The sequence below is a fragment of the Lysinibacillus sp. NPDC093197 genome, from assembly GCF_044754025.1.
Taxonomy (GTDB): Bacteria; Bacillota; Bacilli; order Bacillales_A; family Planococcaceae; genus Lysinibacillus.
The window spans coordinates 19,022-41,038 of sequence record NZ_JBIVOH010000005.1 but is presented as its reverse complement, the minus strand read 5'-3'; the positions used below and the strand labels follow the sequence as shown (position 1 = coordinate 41,038).

Annotated in this window: 18 protein-coding genes and 1 pseudogene; 14 read left to right on the top strand and 5 right to left on the bottom strand. The window is 36.6% G+C overall.

From position 1 onward, the window contains the following. Positions 1 to 14: 14 nt before the first annotated feature. A complete protein-coding gene (gene cobT, locus ACIP9G_RS14250) occupies positions 15 to 1,070 on the top strand; it encodes a nicotinate-nucleotide--dimethylbenzimidazole phosphoribosyltransferase (protein WP_401020255.1) in 1,056 nt (351 codons plus the stop codon). A 432-nt stretch (positions 1,071 to 1,502) separates the two neighbouring features. Here the strand turns inward: cobT and ACIP9G_RS14245 are convergent, their stop codons facing one another. Further along, entirely contained in the window at positions 1,503 to 2,108 is a 606-nt protein-coding gene (locus ACIP9G_RS14245; protein ID WP_340825716.1) for a trimeric intracellular cation channel family protein, read from the bottom strand. 147 nt (positions 2,109 to 2,255) lie between these two features. Here ACIP9G_RS14245 and ACIP9G_RS14240 point away from each other — a divergent pair, with 147 nt between their 5' ends. From ACIP9G_RS14240 to glnA, 3 genes are all read left to right on the top strand, one after another. Then, complete coding sequence (locus ACIP9G_RS14240) at positions 2,256 to 3,506, top strand: methionine gamma-lyase family protein (protein WP_401020252.1); 1,251 nt, start codon at positions 2,256 to 2,258, stop codon at positions 3,504 to 3,506. Positions 3,507 to 3,838: 332 nt separating this feature from the next. After that, positions 3,839 to 4,213 carry a MerR family transcriptional regulator gene (locus tag ACIP9G_RS14235; protein WP_340825714.1) on the top strand — a complete coding sequence of 125 codons (375 nt, stop codon included), beginning with the start codon at positions 3,839 to 3,841 and terminating at the stop codon, positions 4,211 to 4,213. Between the two features lie 91 nt (positions 4,214 to 4,304). Beyond that, a complete protein-coding gene (gene glnA, locus ACIP9G_RS14230; protein WP_340825713.1) occupies positions 4,305 to 5,639 on the top strand; it encodes a type I glutamate--ammonia ligase in 1,335 nt (444 codons plus the stop codon). A 56-nt stretch (positions 5,640 to 5,695) separates the two neighbouring features. Here glnA and ACIP9G_RS14225 read toward each other — a convergent pair whose 3' ends face one another. Further along, positions 5,696 to 6,547, bottom strand: a complete 852-nt coding sequence (locus tag ACIP9G_RS14225) for a helix-turn-helix transcriptional regulator (RefSeq protein WP_340825709.1) — start codon at positions 6,545 to 6,547, stop codon at positions 5,696 to 5,698. 120 nt (positions 6,548 to 6,667) lie between these two features. Here ACIP9G_RS14225 and fabF point away from each other — a divergent pair. The 4 genes and pseudogenes from fabF (at position 6,668) to ACIP9G_RS14205 (ending at position 11,991) form a co-directional block, all read left to right on the top strand. Further along, positions 6,668 to 7,902: pseudogene (gene fabF, locus ACIP9G_RS14220) on the top strand (beta-ketoacyl-ACP synthase II). A 331-nt stretch (positions 7,903 to 8,233) separates the two neighbouring features. After that, positions 8,234 to 9,382 (top strand): YhgE/Pip domain-containing protein, encoded by a 1,149-nt coding sequence (locus tag ACIP9G_RS14215; RefSeq protein ID WP_340825707.1) that lies wholly within the window; start codon positions 8,234 to 8,236, stop codon positions 9,380 to 9,382. A 94-nt stretch (positions 9,383 to 9,476) separates the two neighbouring features. Further along, the gene (locus tag ACIP9G_RS14210; protein WP_340825706.1) at positions 9,477 to 10,016 is read left to right on the top strand and encodes a PadR family transcriptional regulator; all 540 of its coding nucleotides are present in this window, start codon (positions 9,477 to 9,479) and stop codon (positions 10,014 to 10,016) included. A 412-nt stretch (positions 10,017 to 10,428) separates the two neighbouring features. Next, positions 10,429 to 11,991, top strand: coding sequence for a sensor domain-containing diguanylate cyclase (locus tag ACIP9G_RS14205; protein WP_401020248.1), 1,563 nt, complete (start codon positions 10,429 to 10,431; stop codon positions 11,989 to 11,991). Between the two features lie 59 nt (positions 11,992 to 12,050). Here ACIP9G_RS14205 and ACIP9G_RS14200 read toward each other — a convergent pair whose 3' ends face one another. Both ACIP9G_RS14200 and ACIP9G_RS14195 read right to left on the bottom strand, forming a co-directional pair. Continuing rightward, on the bottom strand, positions 12,051 to 12,383 hold the full coding sequence (locus tag ACIP9G_RS14200; RefSeq protein WP_173478152.1) for a CotD family spore coat protein: 333 nt from the start codon (positions 12,381 to 12,383) through the stop codon (positions 12,051 to 12,053). A 345-nt stretch (positions 12,384 to 12,728) separates the two neighbouring features. After that, positions 12,729 to 13,271 (bottom strand): DJ-1/PfpI family protein, encoded by a 543-nt coding sequence (locus tag ACIP9G_RS14195; protein ID WP_401020245.1) that lies wholly within the window; start codon positions 13,269 to 13,271, stop codon positions 12,729 to 12,731. Positions 13,272 to 13,353: 82 nt separating this feature from the next. On the opposite strand from ACIP9G_RS14195, the gene ACIP9G_RS14190 reads away from it, so the two are divergent. Next, positions 13,354 to 13,803 (top strand): DUF4362 domain-containing protein, encoded by a 450-nt coding sequence (locus ACIP9G_RS14190; RefSeq protein ID WP_401020241.1) that lies wholly within the window; start codon positions 13,354 to 13,356, stop codon positions 13,801 to 13,803. A gap of 71 nt (positions 13,804 to 13,874) precedes the next feature. After that, a complete protein-coding gene (locus ACIP9G_RS14185) occupies positions 13,875 to 14,207 on the top strand; it encodes a hypothetical protein (protein WP_401020239.1) in 333 nt (110 codons plus the stop codon). A 125-nt stretch (positions 14,208 to 14,332) separates the two neighbouring features. On the opposite strand, the gene ACIP9G_RS14180 is transcribed toward ACIP9G_RS14185, so the two are convergent. After that, positions 14,333 to 16,438 carry a sialidase domain-containing protein gene (locus ACIP9G_RS14180; protein ID WP_401020237.1) on the bottom strand — a complete coding sequence of 702 codons (2,106 nt, stop codon included), beginning with the start codon at positions 16,436 to 16,438 and terminating at the stop codon, positions 14,333 to 14,335. 1,067 nt (positions 16,439 to 17,505) lie between these two features. Between ACIP9G_RS14180 and ACIP9G_RS14175 the strand changes: the two genes are divergently transcribed. The 4 genes from ACIP9G_RS14175 to ACIP9G_RS14160 all read left to right on the top strand — a co-directional run bounded on the left by ACIP9G_RS14175 (position 17,506) and on the right by ACIP9G_RS14160 (position 21,886). After that, positions 17,506 to 18,843, top strand: coding sequence for an ABC transporter substrate-binding protein (locus ACIP9G_RS14175; RefSeq protein ID WP_401020234.1), 1,338 nt, complete (start codon positions 17,506 to 17,508; stop codon positions 18,841 to 18,843). Between the two features lie 168 nt (positions 18,844 to 19,011). After that, on the top strand, positions 19,012 to 19,902 hold the full coding sequence (locus tag ACIP9G_RS14170) for a carbohydrate ABC transporter permease (protein WP_340825698.1): 891 nt from the start codon (positions 19,012 to 19,014) through the stop codon (positions 19,900 to 19,902). Next, positions 19,899 to 20,732: a carbohydrate ABC transporter permease gene (locus ACIP9G_RS14165; RefSeq protein ID WP_340825696.1), complete on the top strand. Its 834-nt coding sequence runs from the start codon at positions 19,899 to 19,901 to the stop codon at positions 20,730 to 20,732. The genes ACIP9G_RS14170 and ACIP9G_RS14165 overlap by 4 nt, the downstream gene beginning before the upstream one ends. A 29-nt stretch (positions 20,733 to 20,761) precedes the next feature. Beyond that, positions 20,762 to 21,886: a Gfo/Idh/MocA family protein gene (locus ACIP9G_RS14160; protein WP_401020230.1), complete on the top strand. Its 1,125-nt coding sequence runs from the start codon at positions 20,762 to 20,764 to the stop codon at positions 21,884 to 21,886. Positions 21,887 to 22,017 lie beyond the last annotated feature (131 nt).

Genomic DNA, 22,017 nt, shown 5'->3' with positions numbered 1-22,017 from the left:
AAGGAGAGATGATGATGCAATTGCTACAACAAACGATTCAACAAATTCAACGTACTAACAACAAAATGATGGAAAATGCGAAGGAACGTATAGATTCTCTTAGCAAGCCACCAAGCAGTTTAGGGAAGCTGGAGTCGCTTGCTATACAACTAACTGGGATTACGGGAGAACTATATCCTAAACTCGATAACAAAGTGATCATCGTTTGTGCGGCAGATCACGGTGTTTGTGACGAAGGGGTAACATCGAATCCACAAAACGTAACATTTTTTCAAACATTGAATTTTCCTAAAGGGGTAACAGGTGTTTGTGCTATTGCTAAAATAACAAATGCAAAAATTGTAACGGTGGACGTCGGTGTCAAAGAGGATATTCCGCTTAATGCTGGTGTACTAATAAAAAAAATTAAATATGGTACGGATAATATGGCGAAAGGTCCGGCAATGACGAGGGAAGAAGCAGTCCAATCAATTGAAGTAGGCATAGAAATAGCTACATCAGAAATAGCAAAAGGGGCAAATGTTCTTGGTACTGGTGAAATGGGGATTGGCAATACAACACCTAGTGCAGCTATATTATCAGTACTTCATGCTTGTCACCCGCATGAAGTGACGGGATTCGGTGCAGGGCTAGGGTCAGGAGGAATTGAACATAAAGTAGCTGTTATTCAAAAGGCTATCGAAATAAACAAACCTAATCGTCATGATGCAATCGATATACTTGCAAAAGTTGGTGGGTTAGAAATAGGGGCTATGGCTGGAGTGATCCTTGCGGCTGCCGCAAATCGCAAACCAGTTGTCATTGATGGCTTTATTTCTACAGTAGCTGCACTAATTGCATATGAGCTTGAACCAAAAGTACAAGACTATATCATACCTTCTCATGCATCAGAAGAACCTGGGGCAAAAATAGCAGCCGAATTGCTAGGAGTAGAGCCGATGCTTCATATGAATATGCGATTGGGAGAGGGCTCTGGTGCAGCATTAGCGTTTCCAATTCTAGACGCAGCTTGTTCGATGATGAGCAATATGGCTACATTAGCAGAGTCTATGGCGCTAATAGATAAATAATAATTGACGAGGAATAAGGTTTGTTCTTAGAGCGAAGGAAATAGTATATACAATCTAGTTGATGGTAGCGAAGGCGAGTGACTCCTGCGGGAACCCACGCAGCCTAAGACGCAACAATTCGCGCGACAGCGACGGTTGCGACCCCGCGGAAAGCACCCGTCGTAGCGGGCATCAACGGTAAAGCAGAAAGAGTTCGACTAATGTGATGGCATTTTTACGCTATGTAAAATGAATGAAACTATAGCTGTTCATTCTTTGGTAGTAAATAAAAAATTAGAAGAGAACACGAGTTGATGGTAGCGAAGGCGAGTGACTCCTGCGGGAACAGCACAAAACGAAAGACGCAACAGGCGGCGCGACAGCGACGGTTGCGGCTTACGTTGTGCCCGCGGAAAGCACTCGCCGTAGCGGACATCAACGGTAAAGCCTCTATTAAGCTCGGTTCAACTTCCGTAACGGCAAACGCCATTTCTTCATATATGAAAGAACTCGTAAAACTGTAATGACACCGAATAATACATATAAGAAAATATCGCCTGGTAGTAATTCCAGTCCAATAAGAAGACCTGCAAGTGCTGCCCATACACCGTAAATTTCATCGCGTAACACGAGTGGCTTCCGTCCAGCCAATAAATCCCGAACAATACCACCGCCTGAACCAGTTAAAACAGCAGCAACAATGACTGCACTAATTGGCATATTGAGTTTGACAGCGTACAATGCACCTTGTATAGCAAAAGCCGATAAACCAATAGCATCGGTGAAATTGCCCCAACGATGCCAATGCTGTATTAGATGATGCGGAAAAATAAAAAATATAGTAATTGCAGCAATCGCAATTTGGAACATCATATCTTGCCCCCACAATGTTGTGACAGGTAGACCAATCAGTAAATTACGAATGGCACCTCCACCGAATGCAGTTACAATGCCAAGTATATATACACCGAATAAATCGTATTCTTCTTCCATTGCAATTATTGCCCCGGAAATAGCGAAGGCAATTGTCCCGATGATGCTAAAAACTTCCCAAGCCATCACTTTCCCCCCTTATACGAGAATAATTTGTAGTAAGTCCGCCCCTTAGCTTAGCGCATTTAACAGCTAGACACAATAGCAATTTTTGCAGGGTTGCAAACAAATTGATAAGATAGGAAAGAACAATTTGAAACGGAGACGAAAACAATGACTTTTACAACCCATTTAACAACAGAAACGTTAACATTAGCGGAAAAAATAGAAGAAAAGGTGCGCCCTTATCACACGAAGGTAGAGAATATGGCGTTCATCAATCAGCAAAAGGTACTTTCCGCATTCAGAGCGCATCAAGTAAGCGATTTTCATTTACATCCGTCAAATGGCTATGGCTATGATGACGAGGGACGTGACAATCTTGAGCGTGTATATGCACAAGTTTTTGGAGCAGAGGCGGCGATTGTCCGTCCGCAAATCATATCTGGTACACATGCGATTACGCTTAGTCTATTCGGTGTGCTACGACCAGGTGATGAATTGCTTTATATTTCAGGTCAACCATATGACACGCTACAATCGATTGTCGATGGTGGTGACAAAGATACGGGCTCGCTGAAGGATTATAAAATTGGTTATCGCCATGTAGATTTGATTGACAACAAAGAAATTGATTGGACTGCAGTTGCTGCAGCTATTACACCAAACACGAAAATGATAGCTATTCAACGTTCAAAAGGCTATGCAACTCGTCCTTCCTTTACCATCTCACAAATTGCAAAAATGTGTGAAAAAGTTAGAGAATTGGCTCCAAATGCCGTTATTTTTGTTGATAACTGCTATGGTGAGTTTGTGGAGGCACAGGAACCTACAGAAGTAGGTGCTGATTTAATGGCAGGTTCTCTTATTAAAAATCCGGGTGGTGGCTTAGCAAAAATAGGTGGTTATATTGCAGGACGAGCTGATTTAGTAGAAAAATGTGCTTATCGTATGACCTCACCAGGTATTGGGGCAGAAGCAGGTGCAACATTAAACACACTTGGTGATTTCTATCAAGGCTTTTTCCTTGCACCGCATGTTGTTAGTCAAGCATTAAAGGGTGCCATTTTCACAGCAGCAATGCTGGAGGAAATAGGGATGAATACTTTCCCTAGTTATCATGCGGAACGTACAGACTTAATTCAATCGGTATCATTTAAAACAGCAGAACAAATGATTGCTTTCTGTCGAGAAATTCAAGCAAATTCTCCAATTAATGCGCACTACGCTCCAGAGCCTGCTTACATGCCTGGCTATGAAGACGATGTCATTATGGCAGCGGGGACATTTATTCAAGGCTCAAGCATTGAACTTACAGCGGATGGTCCAATTCGTCCGCCGTATACAGCATTTATTCAAGGTGGATTGACATATGAGCACGTGAAATTTGCCATTTGTAGCGCTGTCCAAAGCATACGGAAATAGGCAATTTATAGCTGTTAGACAAGCCCTATCACAGTTTTGTGATGGGGCTTGTCTCGTAATGGTAATAGTGGGAGTTTGACACTTCAGTACGAATGGAAAATACGTTGCGTATAGAACTTCTAAGTGGAGGAAATTAGTAAAAAGGAGCGAATGGAACTGAAATCTACTGTTTCTTACAATTTATTAACAAGAAAAAGACTGTAATCTGTATAGTTTTTAACAATTTTTTATCAATTCTAAAAAAAATTAAAAAACCATGTTAGGAAACCTTACATCTTTGTTGACAGTGAAAATTTTTCGTTATATGATAAGCGGGTATTGGGGGGACTTAAATGAGTCGTGAAATTAGACGAACGATGCCGTTATTATCTATGAGTATCGTGATGCAATTGACCGAGCTTTCGGCACGCCAAATTCGTTATTATGAAGAACACCATTTAATTGAGCCACACCGAACAGAAGGTAATCGTCGAATGTTTTCATTAAATGACGTCGATACGCTTCTTGAAATAAAAGATTACTTGGAGCAGGGTATGAATATGGCGAAAATTAAAAAATTATTTGCTAAAAAATTAGATCCTGTTGCAGCTGAAGAACCTGATTTAACTGACACAGAATTACGTCAAATTATGCGCGAAGAAATGCGTCAAGCACAGCGCATGCAAAAGTCATCTATCCGACGTGGGGATTTATCCCGATTCTATTAGATAAATGCAAGTATTTTTCAATTGGTCGGTTTTTATTTAATAGGGTAGGGTAAAGATATAAGCTAGACAATTTATAGGAGTGTGGAAAACTGTGGGTAAATACACAAAAGAGGACATCAAGAGTTTAATCGAAGAAAAAAATGTTAGTTTCATTCGTTTACAATTTACGGATATACTAGGTACAATTAAAAACGTTGAAATTCCAGTTAGTCAACTAGACAAAGCACTAGAAAACAAAATGATGTTCGATGGCTCATCAATTGAAGGTTTCGTGCGTATCGAAGAATCAGATATGTATTTATATCCTGATTTAGATTCTTTCGTAGTTTTCCCTTGGACTTCAGAAAAAGGGAAAGTAGCACGTTTCATCTGTGACGTATACACTGCTAAAGGCGAACCATTCGCTGGTGACCCACGTAACAATTTAAAACGTATCCTTAAAAAAATGGAAGATATGGGCTTCACAAGCTTCAACTTAGGGCCTGAGCCAGAATTCTTCTTATTCAAATTAGATGCAAAAGGTGAACCTACGTTAGAAGTAAACGACCACGGTGGTTATTTTGACTTAGCACCTACTGATTTAGGTGAAAACTGTCGTCGTGATATCGTTTTAGAGCTTGAAGAAATGGGCTTTGAAATTGAAGCTTCTCACCATGAAGTAGCACCTGGTCAACATGAAATTGACTTTAAATATGCAGATGCCATTACAGCATGTGACAACATCCAAACGTTCAAATTAGTTGTTAAAACAATTGCACGTAAACACGGCCTACATGCAACATTTATGCCAAAACCATTATTTGGTGAAGCAGGCTCTGGTATGCACTTTAACGTGTCATTATTTAAAGGTAAAGAAAATGCATTCTATGATGAGTCTACTGAGCTAGGCCTTTCTGAAACAGCAATGCAATTCATGGCAGGTGTCCTTGCCCACGTACAAGGATTCACAGCAGTAACAAACCCAACTGTTAACTCTTATAAACGATTAGTTCCTGGTTATGAAGCGCCATGCTACGTTGCTTGGTCTGCACAAAACCGTTCACCACTTATTCGTATCCCATCTGCACGCGGACTTTCAACTCGTGTAGAAGTACGTTCAGTGGACCCAGCAGCAAACCCATATTTAGCGATGGCTGTTATTTTAGAAGCGGGTCTAGAAGGTATTCGCCAACAATTAACACCACCAGCGGCAATTAACCGCAATATCTACGTAATGACGGAAGAAGAGCGCAAAGCAAACGGTATTGCCAATTTACCGCCAGCGCTTGACGATGCGTTAACATTACTTGCGCAAGATAAAGTGGCTCAAGCTGCTTTAGGTGAGCACATTTACGCTAACTTTAAAGAAGCAAAAGAAATCGAGTTCGACATGTACCGTACAACAGTACACCAATGGGAACGCGATCAATATTTAAAAATGTATTAATCAAAAGCGTTGGGGCTCAAGGGCTCCAACGCTTTTTTTCTACCAAAAAATCCATTTCATTTTTCACCGGATACCTTCTTCATTAACCGCTTTAATTTATCCTCTGTTTCTGTTTCCTCTGCAGGTGTATAAATACTGCATCGTAAATCCATATCACCTTGAACTTGGAGTGAAGTGAGATTAAACAACATTTTGCCTGCTTTGGCATGTCTAAATTCGATTATCATTTCTGGCGCCTTACTCACTTGACTTTCTTGCCATAAATCTCGGAATTCTTGATGGGAATGACTCATTTCCTCAATAAATTGGTTGTACCATTCATCACCTAAATAGTGTCCATAGTAGGTACGGAAAATAGCAAGAAAACCTTTCGCAAAATGTTCCCAATTGACGGCTAACGCTTTAAACTCTTTTCTAGTGAACACTAAACGAATTAAATTTCTTTCATTATACGGTACTAGGTCAAAGTCTAAAAAAACATGCGCAGCAGCAGCGTTCCAACCGACAATATGACAATGCCGATCCGTAATAATGGTTGGACAATATGTTAATTCAGCTAATATTCGTTTTAAAGCAGGGCTAAGCTCTGAAGAATTCTTTTTTAGATTTGTCATTTCAGATTTTACATCTAATGCAAGGTTGTATAAGTAGTCTGTTTCATCATTACTCAATTGCAGAGCAGTAGCAATACAATCAAGCACACTTGCAGATACTTTAATATCTCTTCCTTGCTCTAGCCATGTATACCAAGTAGTACTTACACCTGCCAATTGGGCAACTTCTTCTCTGCGTAATCCTGGTGTTCTTCTCCGCGTTCCGGCAGGCAAACCGATAGACTCGGGCTTTATTTGGGCACGTTTCGATTTTAAAAATGTCGACAAAGCTTCAAGCCTATTTTTATCATTCAAGTTAACAACACCTCAGTATCATTTTTTCCTAGTAGTTATTATACCAGGATAAACAGTGTCTTGTAATAGGATATTAACGATGTAAAATACAACTATAATATTGATTTGGAGGAATGAAAAATGGAGAGAGTTGTGATTACTGGAATGGGAGTAGTTTCTCCTCTAGGCAACGACGTTAAAACATTTTGGAACAATTTGATGAATGGGCAATCGGGCATATCAACGATTTATACATTTGATACTACAAATCAAAAAACAAAAATTGCAGGTATTATAAAAGATTTCAATGCAGAGGAAGCGTTAGGTAAGAAAGAAGCAAGAAGCTTAGATCGTTTTGCTCAATTTGCTTTAGTTGCGGCAGAACAAGCATGGCAAGATGCCAATTTAGACCTCAATCAAATAGATGCAGAAAGATTAGGCGTATACGTCGGCTCAGGTATAGGTGGAATTGAAACTTTCATTGAAAATATTGATGCGCTTAGACAGAAAGGGCCACGAAGAGTTAGCCCAACTTTAGTACCTGCATGATGGCTAATGCTGCTGCAGCTCAAATTAGTATTAAGTGGAAAGCGATGGGTCCTTCCATGTCACCTGTTTCAGCTTGTGCAATCGGAAATACAGCTATCGGAGAAGCATTTAGATTAATTCGTTACGGTGAAGTTGATGTTATGTTTGCAGGTGGAACAGAGGCCGCGATAACAGATTTATCGATAGCTAGCTTTGGAAATGCTACGGCATTATCAACAAGAAACGATGAACCTGCTATGGCTAGCCGTCCATTTGATGACAACCGTGATGGATTTGTTATGTCAGAAGGAGCAGGCATTTTAATTTTAGAATCGTTATCACATGCATTACGACGAGGGGCAAAAATATATGCAGAAGTAATAGGCTATGGTGCAAGTTCAGATGCACATCATATCGTAGCCACGCATCCAGAAGGCGAGGGAGCCTATCTCGCAATGAAGTCAGCTTTAAAAAATGCCAAAATATCGCCTGAAGAAATTGATGTCATTAGTGCTCATGCGACAAGTACAAAAGTAGGAGACATTTCTGAAACGATGGCTATTAAGCAGTTGTTTGGCCAACAAGCTTATAAAATCCCAGTAACAGCAAATAAATCAATGCTTGGTCATATGCTAGGAGCGGCTGGTGGAGCGGAGGCAATTGCATTAGCGATGAGCTTAAAAGAAGGAATCATTCCTCCTACTATCAACTTAGAACATCCCGATCCATTATGTGATCTCGATTATGTACCATCTGTTGCTCGTCATGTGAATATTAATACCGGATTATCGAACTCATTTGGCTTTGGCGGTCATAATGCAGCAATTGTTTTAAAGAAATATGAATGAATTTATTAATCAATTGATATAATTCTTTTCATACAGAAAATGAGACAGGATAGTAATAAAACTAATAAATAAAAATGTCTTTATAAGCTCCCTACTTACAAATAATCCCTGATTTTCTAAGTCTGAACTTGTAAACGTTATCAAAGAGATGCTATTTCACACTTTGGACAAATTATAAAAATTAATATTAGTAGGCTATATGTATTGATTGCAAAGTAAATAGTATTTTTGTAGAATTACACTCACGGTTTAATTAAACTACTTAAATTAAACTATTCTGTTTAGAATATAAATTGAACAAACAGGTTTGTAGAAGGGGAGTACTAATTAAATGAAGTTTAAAGAGTTTTTGAAAACGAAGGGTGCAAAAGGCTCTATTTTTATGGGGATCTTATATGCGGTCTGTATGTTGGGTATCTTTTTACCAGGGTACACAGCAATACCGGGCAATATGGATCAATTACCGATTGCCATTATTAATGATGATAAAGGAGAATATGGCGCTCAAATAGCGGATAGTTTAACTGAACAGCTGCCATTCGAGGATATTCAAACAAAGATCTCAAATAAAGAGGCTATAAAAGATTTAGAAAAAAACGACTTAGCTTTAGTTGTTCACATTCCAGAGACGTTTTCAGCTGATTTACAAAAAGGAGATGTATCATCTAGCATTGATTTCTCAATTAATGAAGCTGGTGCAACAGCAGTGTCATCTTCTATGCAACAAATCGTCATGCAAATTAACGCACAATTAAGTGCACAATTTTCACAACAAACTGCTCAAGGAATTTTAATGAACTTACATGTTCCAAAAGAGCAAGCGGCTGAATTAGCGGCACAAATTGAAAATAGTTATGTAGGAAATATTGTTACGTTGAACGACGTGCCAGATGGTATGCATAATAATATGCTTCCAATGTTCTTAACAATGGCAATTTATGTTGGGGCAATGATTGGTGCGATGCAATTAGTAGGTGCATTTAAAGCGAGTCGTGGGAAAGCAACGAAAACACGTTTATTTATCTACATGCAATTAACAGCAATTATTATCGGTATGTTAGCTGGTTTAGTATCAACAGCAATGTCATTTGCAATCAATGATTTATCTGGAGCAGATTCATTCTTCCAAATTTGGGGTCAACAAATACTAAACTATTGGGCATGCTTTAACTTCACTGCAGTTTTCGTTTTATTAGTTGGTGAAGCAGGTATGATTTTAAATATTCCAGTTCTATTAATCCAAACAATCGCGAATGGTGCAACAATCAATCGCGATATGATGTATTTACCGTATAAATGGATGAGTCATATTTCACCAATGTATTATTCTGTTCAAGCATACTTTAACAGTATTTTTGGTAGTGTGAGTGCGGCTCCGTTTGTTTTAGGATTAACAACAGTTGGCTTTGTAGCAATGGTCATTAATGTTCTTATTGTTTGGGTACTTCATAAACCACTACCAGTAGCTGTGGAGAAGTAGTTTTTTTAGAATTTATCAAAGGCATAAAATTCTGATGAAGTAAATCGTTAGTTTTGATAAAATAGAACTAATATTTGCCTAAGGAGCTGAAACAATGGCAATTCAAATTTTCATTCTTAGCAAGCTTATGCAAGGAGATAATTATCCTTATAATTTAAAAAAACAAATCTCAGAATTACAGTCCCTTGATTCGATAAATGGTTTAACGGAAAGTAAGTTATATTATCATTTTGAATCATTAGCGAAGCAAGGACTAATCGAGACGAAAGAAGTTATAAAAGAGGATAATCGACCAGATAAGCATGTGTTTTCCATTACGGAAAAGGGCCGCGATGCCTTGCCAAAAAAGATTTATAAATCCCTTGAAAGTGCAAATACGATAGGTGATATGGTTATCGGTTTAGCGAATATGGAATATGTGGACCGCGATAGAATCATTCATATTTTAGAAAAAAAGTTAAACGGGATGCATTCAAAATGGGACTTACTTTTTAAATCAGATAGACAGCATTTAGTTAAACCAGGTGGAGAAGTGTTAGCAGAGTTTGTTGGCGACTATGCGAATTTTAGAATACAGGGCTCTATTCAGTATTTAGAAAGACTGATTGAACATGTTCGAAAAGAAGAAATATAAGAAAAAGACTATTTACGCTTATTGTAAATAGTCTTTTTTTATAATGGAATAATCATCTCGTACATAAATTTCCGTTGCTATATAATAGAATAGTCGTGTTCTAAGTAACGTATTTAATTGTAAAAGAGATAGCTCAATAATCATAAATATATACATTAAGTTAGAGAAATATAGTAAAAATTATCATATATTGAGTTTTTAGTTTTATATTTAAACCAGAAAAATGATTAAAAGTTTAGTTTTACAATTCCTGTATAGGTCTTTAACAATACTTCTTTTACAAATACTTTTAATATATACAAGATATTTGTAAAATAAAATGAAATTTGTGTTTTAATAGATAGTGGAAAGTGAGTCTTTAAACTTAATTAATAAGATGTCCAAAATACATAAATAGGAGTAATAAAAAACAATGAAATCAACACAATTAAGGCTAAAGCATTTAATAATGGGTTTAGCTATGGCAGCATTTTTCCTTACAAGTATCGGTAGCTTATGGAGTGGCTATCGCATGAATGTTGATTCGATAAAGGAAAATTCGCTTGAAACCAATCGTGTATATGCACAAAAATTGGCAACTACCGCAAGTGCATACTTAGAAGAAGCCTTTCAAATTTTAGGATATAGTGCGGGCAATATAGAATCTATCATGAACGATGAGGCAGCCTTGGATCGGGAAACAGATCGTTTGAAAATGCAAAATAATATGTTTAACTCAGTCATTGTGTCCAATGCGGATGGTTTAGTATTGTCTGTATCACCGCCTTCTGTAGATGTTAAAGGTAGGTATTTAACTTCTGCAGGGGGGAAAGAGGCGTTATCTAAAAAAACCCCTCTCGTATCCAAACCATATGAAGGCATAACAGGAAGACTAATTATCTTTATTTCATACCCTATATTTTCAGCGGAAAATGAATACTTAGGAATGGTAGCAGGTACAATTTATTTAAAGGAAAAGAATGTATTTAACTTGCTATTAGGAGAGCATTATTATCATGACGGTTCGTATGTTTTTGTAGTAGATGCAGATGGACGTATTATTTACCATCAAGATCCAACGCGCATTAACGATGTTGTAATAAAAAATAAAGCTGTTCAAGAAGTTGTTTCGGGAAAAAATGGCGCAAAGCTAGTAACGAACACAAAAGGGGTAGAGATGCTGGCAGGATATAGCTCCGTGCCGCTAGCAGGGTGGGGAGTCGTTTCTCAAAGACCGTTAGATGTAGCGCTAGAGCCTTCATTCGACCGAGTACAAGATGTAGCGATTAAGGCTATCCCTCTTATGCTATTATCAATCATTATTTTATTATGGACAGCAGCGCGAATTGCCCGTCCATTACAACAGTTAGCAACATTAACGGAAGAAAGTTTAGATTCACGAAATGTAGAAGGGTTAAAGTCCGTACGCAGTTGGTACTTTGAAGCGTATTATTTAAAGAGTGCGCTTATTCGAAGTTTGTCCTTTTTGCAAGGGCAAGTATCCTATTTTAAAGATCAATCGACAACAGATCCTTTAACTGGTGTAACAAATCGACGCACAATGGATGCTATGCTATATGAATGGCAGAAAAAACATATGATGCATTCGATTATTTTACTTGATTTAGATTATTTCAAGAGCGTTAATGATACTTATGGTCATGCAGTAGGAGATAAAGTACTGCAATTTTTAGCAAAAAATATGAAAGCTGTAGCACGGGAACATGATATTTGCTGTCGATATGGTGGTGAGGAATTTATTATCTTATTGCCTAATACATCTGTTGAAGAAGCAGCAGTTGTAGCCGAAAATTTAAGACAACTGTTAGCAAACACGAATAGTCCATGTGGACGTCCAGTAACATTATCAGCTGGGGTTGCGGAGTATCCGAAAATGGCTAGTACGACAGAAGCCCTTTTTGAAGCTGCAGATGGTGCACTGTATCTTGCTAAGCAAGCGGGGCGAAACCAAGTGAAGATTGCTGGAAAAGAATAGTGCAGCCGATAGAAGATGAGAAAAGCGATGAGACAAAAAGTGTCTCATCGCATAAAAAATTAATACCCCATACCCATGCCCATATGTTTATGGTGACCCATATGGTGCTGTGGCATATGGCAGTGATTGTGTGGCATACCGCATAGAGTGTGGTTTTCACAGCACTCGTTTACTACGTTTTCAGTGCATGGGAAGTAGTATTGATGATCAATGATATGTTTGTTAACTGTTGTGATATGTGCTGGCTGAACGTGTGGTACAACTGTATGGATATAATTTGTGCGAACATATTGCTCTGGTGGTAAAAATTGTGGTGGATCAAATTGTGTTGGCATTGTTTGTGGTGGGCAGCATTGTGGTCCTCTTCCATGGTGACGCTTACGATTAAACATGTTATTACCTCCTGTTTTGATAAGTTGTGGTTCATAATTAACATATGAGATGTAAGACTAAGTGGTCTATTTGTATGCCTATTAGGGGCTAGTTAAATCTCTTAACTGCCACAGAGCAGTGAAATTTCGTGGCATGTAATGTTTATTTGCCAAAAAGGAAAGCAGTAATTGGGGGATTTATCAATTTGTAAAAATCATTTATCGATAGCTACAGCCAAAAAGTGAAAATAGACTACAGCATCTGGATATAACAAGAGCTGCTTTTCATTTTAGTCGTATATTGAAATGCCTAGCGAAAAAGGATAGTTCTCGTCAGTAATTTGGCGACAGAACTATCCATTATTTTTATGCTTGATACCAATTTTCATCAAAATTAAGTTGTAACGCTTTACCAAAAGCAACACCAAACTGAATAAAACCTCTTCCTCTTGCAGTAATAATCGGACCATCCTGGACGATTAAGTCTTCTGAGTAATAGTTAAGGTCAAAAACCCCTAATTGCTTCATACCTTCAAGTGACAAGCCTACTGTATAGTTTTTGCCCTTCAATACACCAGCCTTAGCTAAAAGGTATGGAGAGCTTGAAATACTAGCAATGATTGCCCCAGTAGAACTCATTTTTCTAATAAAATCGATTAGCTCTTGCGCATCTACTAATGTCATAATGTCCAAACAGCCAGGTAATAACAGACTATCAAACTCTTCTAAATTGACTTCGCAAAGTTGTATATCTGCTAAACAAGATAAACCTGACTCACCTTTAATGCAACTCTTATTATTTAAACCAACTGTCACAATGGGTTTATTCCCTTGCATTAATATTGATAATGCTACACTTAATTCATATTCACTAAATTGCGGGTATAACAATACGGCCGTTTTTTTCACTTCAATCACATCTCCAATATGTTCAAGATACAATATTAATTTTACAATATATTGTAAATTTAGTGTATAATAGATAAAAAACATGAAGGACATTTACTATAAAATGATGAAAAATGTAATGTTTGTTTTCATAAGTATGCTTGTCTTAACGGGCTGTTCAAAAAGTAGCTATAGCACAGCAGATGCCATTGAAAAGGGGGATATTACGGTTACACCAAGTGAAATTCACAACCTAGAGCGTTTTGAGCAATTTTTGCAGAGCATAACAAAGCAGCAAGAGGACAAGATTCGGGTGACATCCTTTACCATCGAAGGTGATCCTATTTTTCAGGATTTACATTATGATGGGGAGAACATTCAATATTCATACGATAACACGAATGATGCATTCGGTGGGCAAGATAAAGGAGTTAAGACAGAAATTTGTACTGCTATAACTAGCAAAGGTAAGATGCAAGGCAAATCAGAATACTATATTGCTGGTTGTGAGGACAATTTCGATTATTATCTACTGGGGGTAAGCGATCGCTGATAGCATCGAGAGGATGGCCAATAAAATGAATCGAATCGCTGATAAAATATGAGAACTAAGGAGATAGGCTATTGAAAAACATTGTGACTTTGATGGGCCTGCTACTATTGCTATTGTATTTTTATAAGACACCAATGTTAGATACTAAAGATGCCGTTTTAAAGGCAGAAATGTATTTAAATAATCCTCCTCAACATACATATACTGCGCAAATGAATGTCAATGTAAAGGAGCTGACTACTGAACAAATAAATACACAATTACACAATCAAACTGGCATGTTAAATCGAATGTTTAACCGTAAAGAATGGGTAATTATGCTCCAATTTGATAATAGAAATCCAACTGTCGTGATAGATGCTCATAATGGGAAACTTATTCAAATAATAGGAGCAACCCATTAGTTAACAAAAAAATATCAAGAGCTTCTGGAAGCCCTTGATATGCTACTACTATATTATTGTACGAATGTTTTTTTCTTAACGTGTCTTTATTATCAATTAGCAATCCAACGCTCGGAATGTATGAATTAATTCATAATGTCATCAATCGTTAAAGTAGTGTACTTCAATACATTTTTTAAATGTAACTCATTTCTAGACCATGCATCATATTTTTCATACAATAAACCGATTTCATGATTTGGTAACTCGGTAAGTGCTGAATATGAATATCCATATTGCGGATAATCGACATCATACTTGTGATTCCAGTCGATTGTATTTGTAGCTTGATTGATGAATCCTACCCATAACTGTCCATTTCTTCGGCCATTTGTGGAATTCGGGGTACTTAATATTACTGCCTCTTTGCCATTTATTAGCTGAGAATATTTAATAATCGACAGTTGTGTACCATAAGAGGTATTTTCCACGATGTCTAGATATTTCACTTCACTCCAACTATCTCCACTATCTAAACTCGTCATATAGCCTATTTTGCCTGTTGTCGTTCTTAAATACGTTTGAATGACACCTGGTTTAATTTCCACCATTTGTGCTTCGGCAGTTGCATTAGTAAACGGCAGTGGAGCGGTTTTATGTGTCCAAGTTAGCCCATTGTCGTCGCTAATAATATATACCATTTGCTTACTTGCATATGATGAAAAGATAATGCGATTCGTGTCAGCTAAGACCAAACCTTGTCCAGGGCTTAAGTATGAAGCGTTAAAATTTAATCCAAGGAAAGGCGGTAATAATAGCGGAGCATTCCAAGTTTCCCCTGAATTATCACTTGTCGTATAGCCTATATAGTTCGTAGGTGTAATTTTCAATAAGGAATCCTTGTAAAAGATATTCATTTTAACTTGATTACCATTTTTGTATTCAATTAGATTACCGTTTTCAAACTTGACAGAGTACTGCTCTACATTTAAATATTCATTGTTCTTTTTTATATTGTAGTAATGATCCACACTATATTCAGTGGGTGTATTTGAAATATCATTATAGATTACACCGTTTTCACGAATGGAATAATTATATGCCGATTCAGAGCCATATTTCAATTTTAGATAGAACTGTCCATTTATTGATTTGTAACCTGAATCCGTTTTTAATGCATTCTGATTTCCAATACCAGCTGGCATAAAATCAGACATCAAAATTACCTTATTGTTCTGTTTATCCTCCACTAATGCAGAATCAATAAAAGAGGCACTACCACTTATTTGAATATTTTTACCTACGTCATCCCTAGGCCAATCAATTGCTTGTTCTGCATAGTCATCAAATTTTAAGGCTAGTTTGGGATTGGACCAAGTAACCCCATTGTCATCACTATATGAGGTAGCAATATTTATTTTGCTTTTAGAATCATGTGTCCCTCCGTATCTAGCATCCACACTAGCAAGAACTCTGCCATTACTTAGCGTATATAAAGCAGGAATTCTGAAATAATTAGCTTTTGTTGTATCGCCAGCTTTAAAAATCAAGTTGTTTGTAGTGGAATTTGTCGTTTCATTGATCAGTTGGTCATTGGATAAAGATTCATTAAATATTTTTAGTGATTCTATTTCTCCATTAAACTTAAAGTCTAGTTTTCCTTCTCGGTTAACTCCACCTAAAACAAAGGAATTTGCTCCTGAAATTTTGTTAATCGGTTTAAAATTTGAAGCTTTACTTTCAATAATTTTTTCACCATTAGCATACAACGCATACATACCCTGTTGTGAGTTTGAAACAAATGCTACAGTGTTAGAAACCTCTCCACTCTCATCTTTCCCCCATAGAGAAGCGGGTCTTGCAATCAGATAATTAATACTTGCATTAGCGTCTCTTACTTCGACACCCAATTCACCGTTATTTCGTAAAAAAATATCAAAATAATTATTTTTATAGCCAGTGTCTTTATTTGATATTCCAAACAAAGCTTGCAATGCATTTTGATTGTTGGACTTAAACTTAATGATTATTGTAGAACTTTCCGATGTAAGTGCTTGTTGTAGTTCATTCGTTACATCTAATCCTTGGTTATTTAACACTATATTATTTTTTTCAAAAATTGGTGTACTAACGTATTGTGTTTGATTACTTGTAACATTTGTTTCTGCACTTGCATGTGTTGGACTCACTTGACCAAAACCAAGCCCTAAGAGCAGTGTAGAGATACCGATTACTTTAAAAGTATATTTCATATTTATGCCTCCTCGTATATTTATTTAAGAGCTCCTGTAAAAAGAGTTTCCAGTTGAAGTAGATTTTCTGAAATGTGCGTTAAAATCCTATCGTTTAAATTTGTGAAGCGAAAGCTAGTACGTGTTAAAGATATGTTGTTACGCCTTACAGCTTTAAGTGACTAGGTCTGTTCTTTTACAGCAAAAGGACAAAATCGAATAATAACACCTCCTTACAAAATTAACGCATTAAAACATACTGAATAATAAGGATTTTGTCCTACATATTAAAGTGTAGGAATATATTTTCTTCAACTGAAATGCGTACACAAGTGAATTATACATATATTCCGAAAATTCTCAACATTAACATTTTTTAAAATTACCCAATGAAATCAACTTGTCATTCACAGTAAAAAGACTGTGAAACCCTTATGTTGCTTACAATATTCTTTGTTTGAATGCGATTAAATAGCTTAATTATTGGTGGATTTTTTTTTCAAAAATTTAAAATATAAAGAAAATTATTTACAATTAATTTTTAATTTGGTATATTTCATTTGAAAGCGGTAACAGATAATTATTGAAAAGCGGGAGGGAGAAAATAACATTAAAGAGATTTAAATAAGTTTTTCCAGCTTTTTATGCTTGTTATGACGACCTAGAAAATGGGGTACACATGCATTATGTAGGCATCTGTGTTGGAGAATGTATTTATCAAAGTTTAAATCTCAAATGAAAATGCACATTAATTGCCCACCTAGGAGCATTATTAACGGAGGAATGTACGGTGTTTGCGCGCTAGTCCTTTAACTATATATATCTGAAATTTCAGTCTTTATATTGTTTTAATCTTTCTATAAAGCTTTTTAAGAAGTTAATAGAAAATAAAAGAGGTATTGGTGCATTCCATTTTCTCATGGGAAGAGTAAGTACTCCATTAGAAGAAATTCCAGCATGAAATTACATACTATAGAGGTCATGAAGGATAGAATCGATGGAGCAATTGCTAAACGTTATACAAGCGTTGTTATAAGTTAGTTTGTATTACTTTTCATATCTATAAATATTGAAGGGGTGGTATTTGAATGAAAAAGAAAATGTTAGTGTTGTTCGTCATATTAGCTATGATGATTACTACTGCTTGTAGCAGTGGAGAAAATGAAGCAACAACAAACCAAAGCTCTTCAGGGGAATTTGAAGGGGAAATCACAGTTTGGCATTCCTTCACACAGGGACCAAGATTAGAATTTATGCAAGCAGCTGCAGATTCATTTATGAAAGAACACTCAAAAGTAAAAATAAAAATCGAAACTTTTGCGTGGCCTGAATTTTATACGAAATGGACAACAGGTTTGCAATCTGGACAAGTACCAGATGTGAGTACAGCATTGCCAAACCATGTCGTTGAATTAATTGATGTTGATGCACTTGTGCCATTAAATGATGTCATTGATAACATTGGTAGGGATCGTTTTTATGAAGCCCCGCTAAAAGAAGGAACAGTGGATGAAAATAATTACTCCATCCCACTGTATTCACATGCGCAAGTGATGTGGTATAGAAAAGATTTATTAGAAGAAGCAGGATTGGAAGTGCCAAAAACATGGGATGAACTATATGAAACTGCTAAAAAGTTAAATAATGCTCCTAATGTTTATGGATTATCAGTGCCAATGGGATCTGGTGATATGATGGCAACAAGATTCTTGAATTTTTATGTTCGTTCAGCTGGTGAAACGTTAATAACGAAAGATGGAAAAGCAAACTTAACAAGTAAAGCCGCAATTGATGGTATTAATTACTGGATAAATATGTATAAATCTACATCACCTGAAGGTTCAGTCAATTATAAAGTATTAGATCAAGCTAATTTATACTATCAAGGAAAAACTGCGTTTGACTTTAATAGCGGTTTCCAAATCGGTGGAGTGGAAACGAATTCTCCACAGTTGCTCGATAAAATTGATGCTGCGCCAATGCCAAAAATTAATACGAATGATCCAGAAAACGGAATTGAAACATCTAACATTCCAGTTGTAGTGTGGAAAAATAGTAAGCACCCTGAAATCGCTAAGGCATTTGTAGAAAGTTTATATGAAAAAGAAGAATATATTAAGTTCTTACATTCAGTACCAGCAGGAATGCTACCAGCTTTAAAAGACATTGCTGAGGACCCAGAATTCTTAAATAATCCGACTATCCAGAAATTTGATAATGCCGTAAAAGTTATTAGCGCAGCCGTAGATAAAGGGACTGCAATCGGTATGGAGAACGGTCCTACCTTACAATCAGGTATTATCGTGAGTCAAGGCGTTATTGAGAAAATGTTCCAGGATATTGTTCTTAAAGATGTACCTGTAAAAGAAGCTGCTGAAAAGGCCGAAAAGGAATTAAATGACTTATTTAAGATGTTAGGTAAATAAGCAGGGCTCGGAATACACAACTTACGACGCTCTCATGAATTATGAGGGCGTTTGTTTTTTAACTTGTTTCATACTTCTTTAAGGTGCGATGGCTCAATAAAATTTGGAGACCATTACATTGAGGCGTAATTGTAACAGGTCTTTACATAACAGGAAAGGAGACGAGACATGGAAAAAAAACTTAAGTCTTTTAATTTGACAGGTATGCTATTCGTTTTACCTTCTGTACTAATAGTTATTTTACTATTAATCTATCCAATCTTTTCGAGTATCTATTTTAGTTTTACTTCGAAAAATTTAATCCGTCCATTTTATGACTTTGTATGGTTAGAAAACTTTAAATTTGTTTTAACCAATCCAGATTTTTATAGGGCTTTTATGAATTCAATAAAATGGACTGTTTTGTCGTTAGCAGGGCAATTATTTATTGGTTTTACTGCTGCATTAGCCTTAAATAGAATTCCAAAATTCACCGGACTTTATCGAACTTTATTGATAATTCCGTGGGCATTTCCAGCAATCGTCATTGCCTTTTCGTGGAAATATATTTTAAACGATGTATACGGATTTTTACCTAATTTACTTACTAAACTTGGAATAACAGACGCAAATATTAACTTTCTAGCTAATCCAGATTTAGCTTTTATCGTTGTAGTATTAATAAATATTTGGTTTGGAGCACCGTTGTTTATGGTTAATATTTTATCAGCTTTGAAGACGGTTCCATCAGAACAGTACGAAGCAGCCCAAATGGATGGGGCATCCTCGTTTCAAGTATTTTGGCATATTACGCTAAGACATATTCGTGTCGTTATCGGGTTATTATTAGTTTTAAGAACGATTTGGGTCTTTAATAACTTTGACATCCTATACTTAATTACTGGAGGGGGACCTTCAGATATTACGACAACATTGCCAATCTTTGCATTTAAAGCAGGATGGGGTATGAAGCAGCTTGGCGTCGCTTCTGCCATTACCGTCATTTTATTATTATTTTTACTTGGTATTTGTTTCTTGTACTTTAAATTACTCGATAAATGGGAAAGGGAGGATCGATGATGGTAGGAAAAAGCAAACTATCTACAACAATGAATTATATTTATTTGACTTTATTAGCCATCGTGTCGGTCTTCCCGTTACTTTGGATAATTTTATCGTCAGTAAAGTCCTCAGGGGAAATGGCTAATAATCCACTCTCGTTCTTTCCTGAAAAAATTACATTTGATTACTATTTCAGGGTGTTAAATGACTTATCATTTACTACCAATATAAAAAACAGCTTATTAGTATCTTTTTCAGCTACATTCATTACCATCGTAGTGTCCGCGTTAGGGGCATATGGTATTGTTCGTTTCTTTCCGAAGGCAGGAAAGAAAATGACTAAAATCTTAATCACGACTTATATGTTCCCGCCTATTCTTTTGGCAGTCCCATATTCAATTATTATCGTATCTGTAGGTTTAGTAAATACATGGACGGGACTAGTCATAACGTATCTTTCCTTTTCAATTCCTTATGCGATTTGGATGCTTATTGGATTCTTTCAAACCGTTCCATTAGAAATAGAGGAAGCTGCAAAGGTGGATGGAGCAGGGATAGTGCGTACCTTTCTGCAAGTCGTGCTACCAATCGTAGCGCCAGGTGTAGTGGCAACTGCTATTTATACCTTTATCAATACGTGGAATGAGTTTTTATTTGCCTTGCTGCTTATAAATAGTTCTGAAAAGATGCCAATATCAGTGGCATTGTATTCCTTAACAGGTTCAGAAGTATTGGATTGGGGAGAAATGATGGCCGCATCTGTAATTGTCATTTTACCTTCTATTATATTCTTTATGATTATCCAAAATAAGATTGCAGGCGGTTTATCGGATGGAGCAGGAAAATAACAATTGTTTAAATTGAGAGGAGAATAAATATGAGTCAAATCAACTATGGAGTAGTAGGGACAGGCTATTTTGGAGCAGGTCTTGCAAGAATACTTAACAGTTTAGAAGATGCGAAGATTGTAGCGGTATATGATCCAAATAATGCTGAAGTGGTTGCCAAAGAATTAGATTGTGAGGTTGAACCTGATATTGAAGCATTGTGTCAACGAGCAGATATTGATGCGGTAATTATAGCTTCCCCAAATGGATTTCATAAGCATCCCGTCTTAAGCGCTGCACAAAATAACAAACATGTATTTTGTGAAAAACCAATTGCCTTATCCTATGAAGATTGTAATGAGATGATTGAAGCTACGAAACAAAATGGCGTTACATTTATGGCAGGTCATGTCATGAATTTTATGAACGGGGTACGTACAGCTAAAAAATTGATTAACGAAGGTGAAATTGGTGAAATTCTTTTCTGTCACGCAGAACGTAATGGCTGGGAAGAAGCACAAAAAGAAGTAAGTTGGAAAAAGCAAAGGGAACTTTCAGGTGGTCATTTATATCATCATATTCATGAACTTGATTTTATTCAGTTTTTAATGGGTCCAGCTAAACGTGTGTCAATGGTTGGGGGAAATGTTGCTCATCAAGGAGAACAATTTGGTGATGAAGATGATATGTTATTAATTACGCTTGAATTTGAAAATAAACGATTTGCAACATTACAATATGGGTCTGCTTTTAGATGGAGCGATCATTATGTAAAAATCCAAGGAACGAAAGGTGCAATTTTAATCGATTTGCAAGATGTAAAAGTAGTTTTAAAAACACCGGAGAAAGAAGAAAGATATTTATTGCATGAATCAAAAGAAGAAGATGAGGATCGTACAAGAATTTATAGTGGGCTAAAGTCTGACCAAGCGATTGCCTATGGTAAACCAAATCAAACACCACCAATGTGGCTGCATTCGATTATGGAAAAAGAGATGAAGTATTTCCATAGTATTATGCAGGGGGCAGAGGTTGAAGAAGAATTTATTCCTTTACTGGACGGTACTGCTGCGAGAGCATCAATTGCTACTGCAGATGCCCTTACATTGTCTCTAAATGAAGATCGAAAAGTAAGTGTTGAAGAGATAGTTTCTAAAGGCGTTTTTCAAAAGTAAGATTGAATGTAGCATAACGAATGCGAATGGGGCATTATCAGTGGGCATCCTATAAAGGACAAAGCTCATGGTAATGCCCTTTTTAACTGCATGTAGAATAGTAATAAAAGATGTAACTATGCAACGTACAT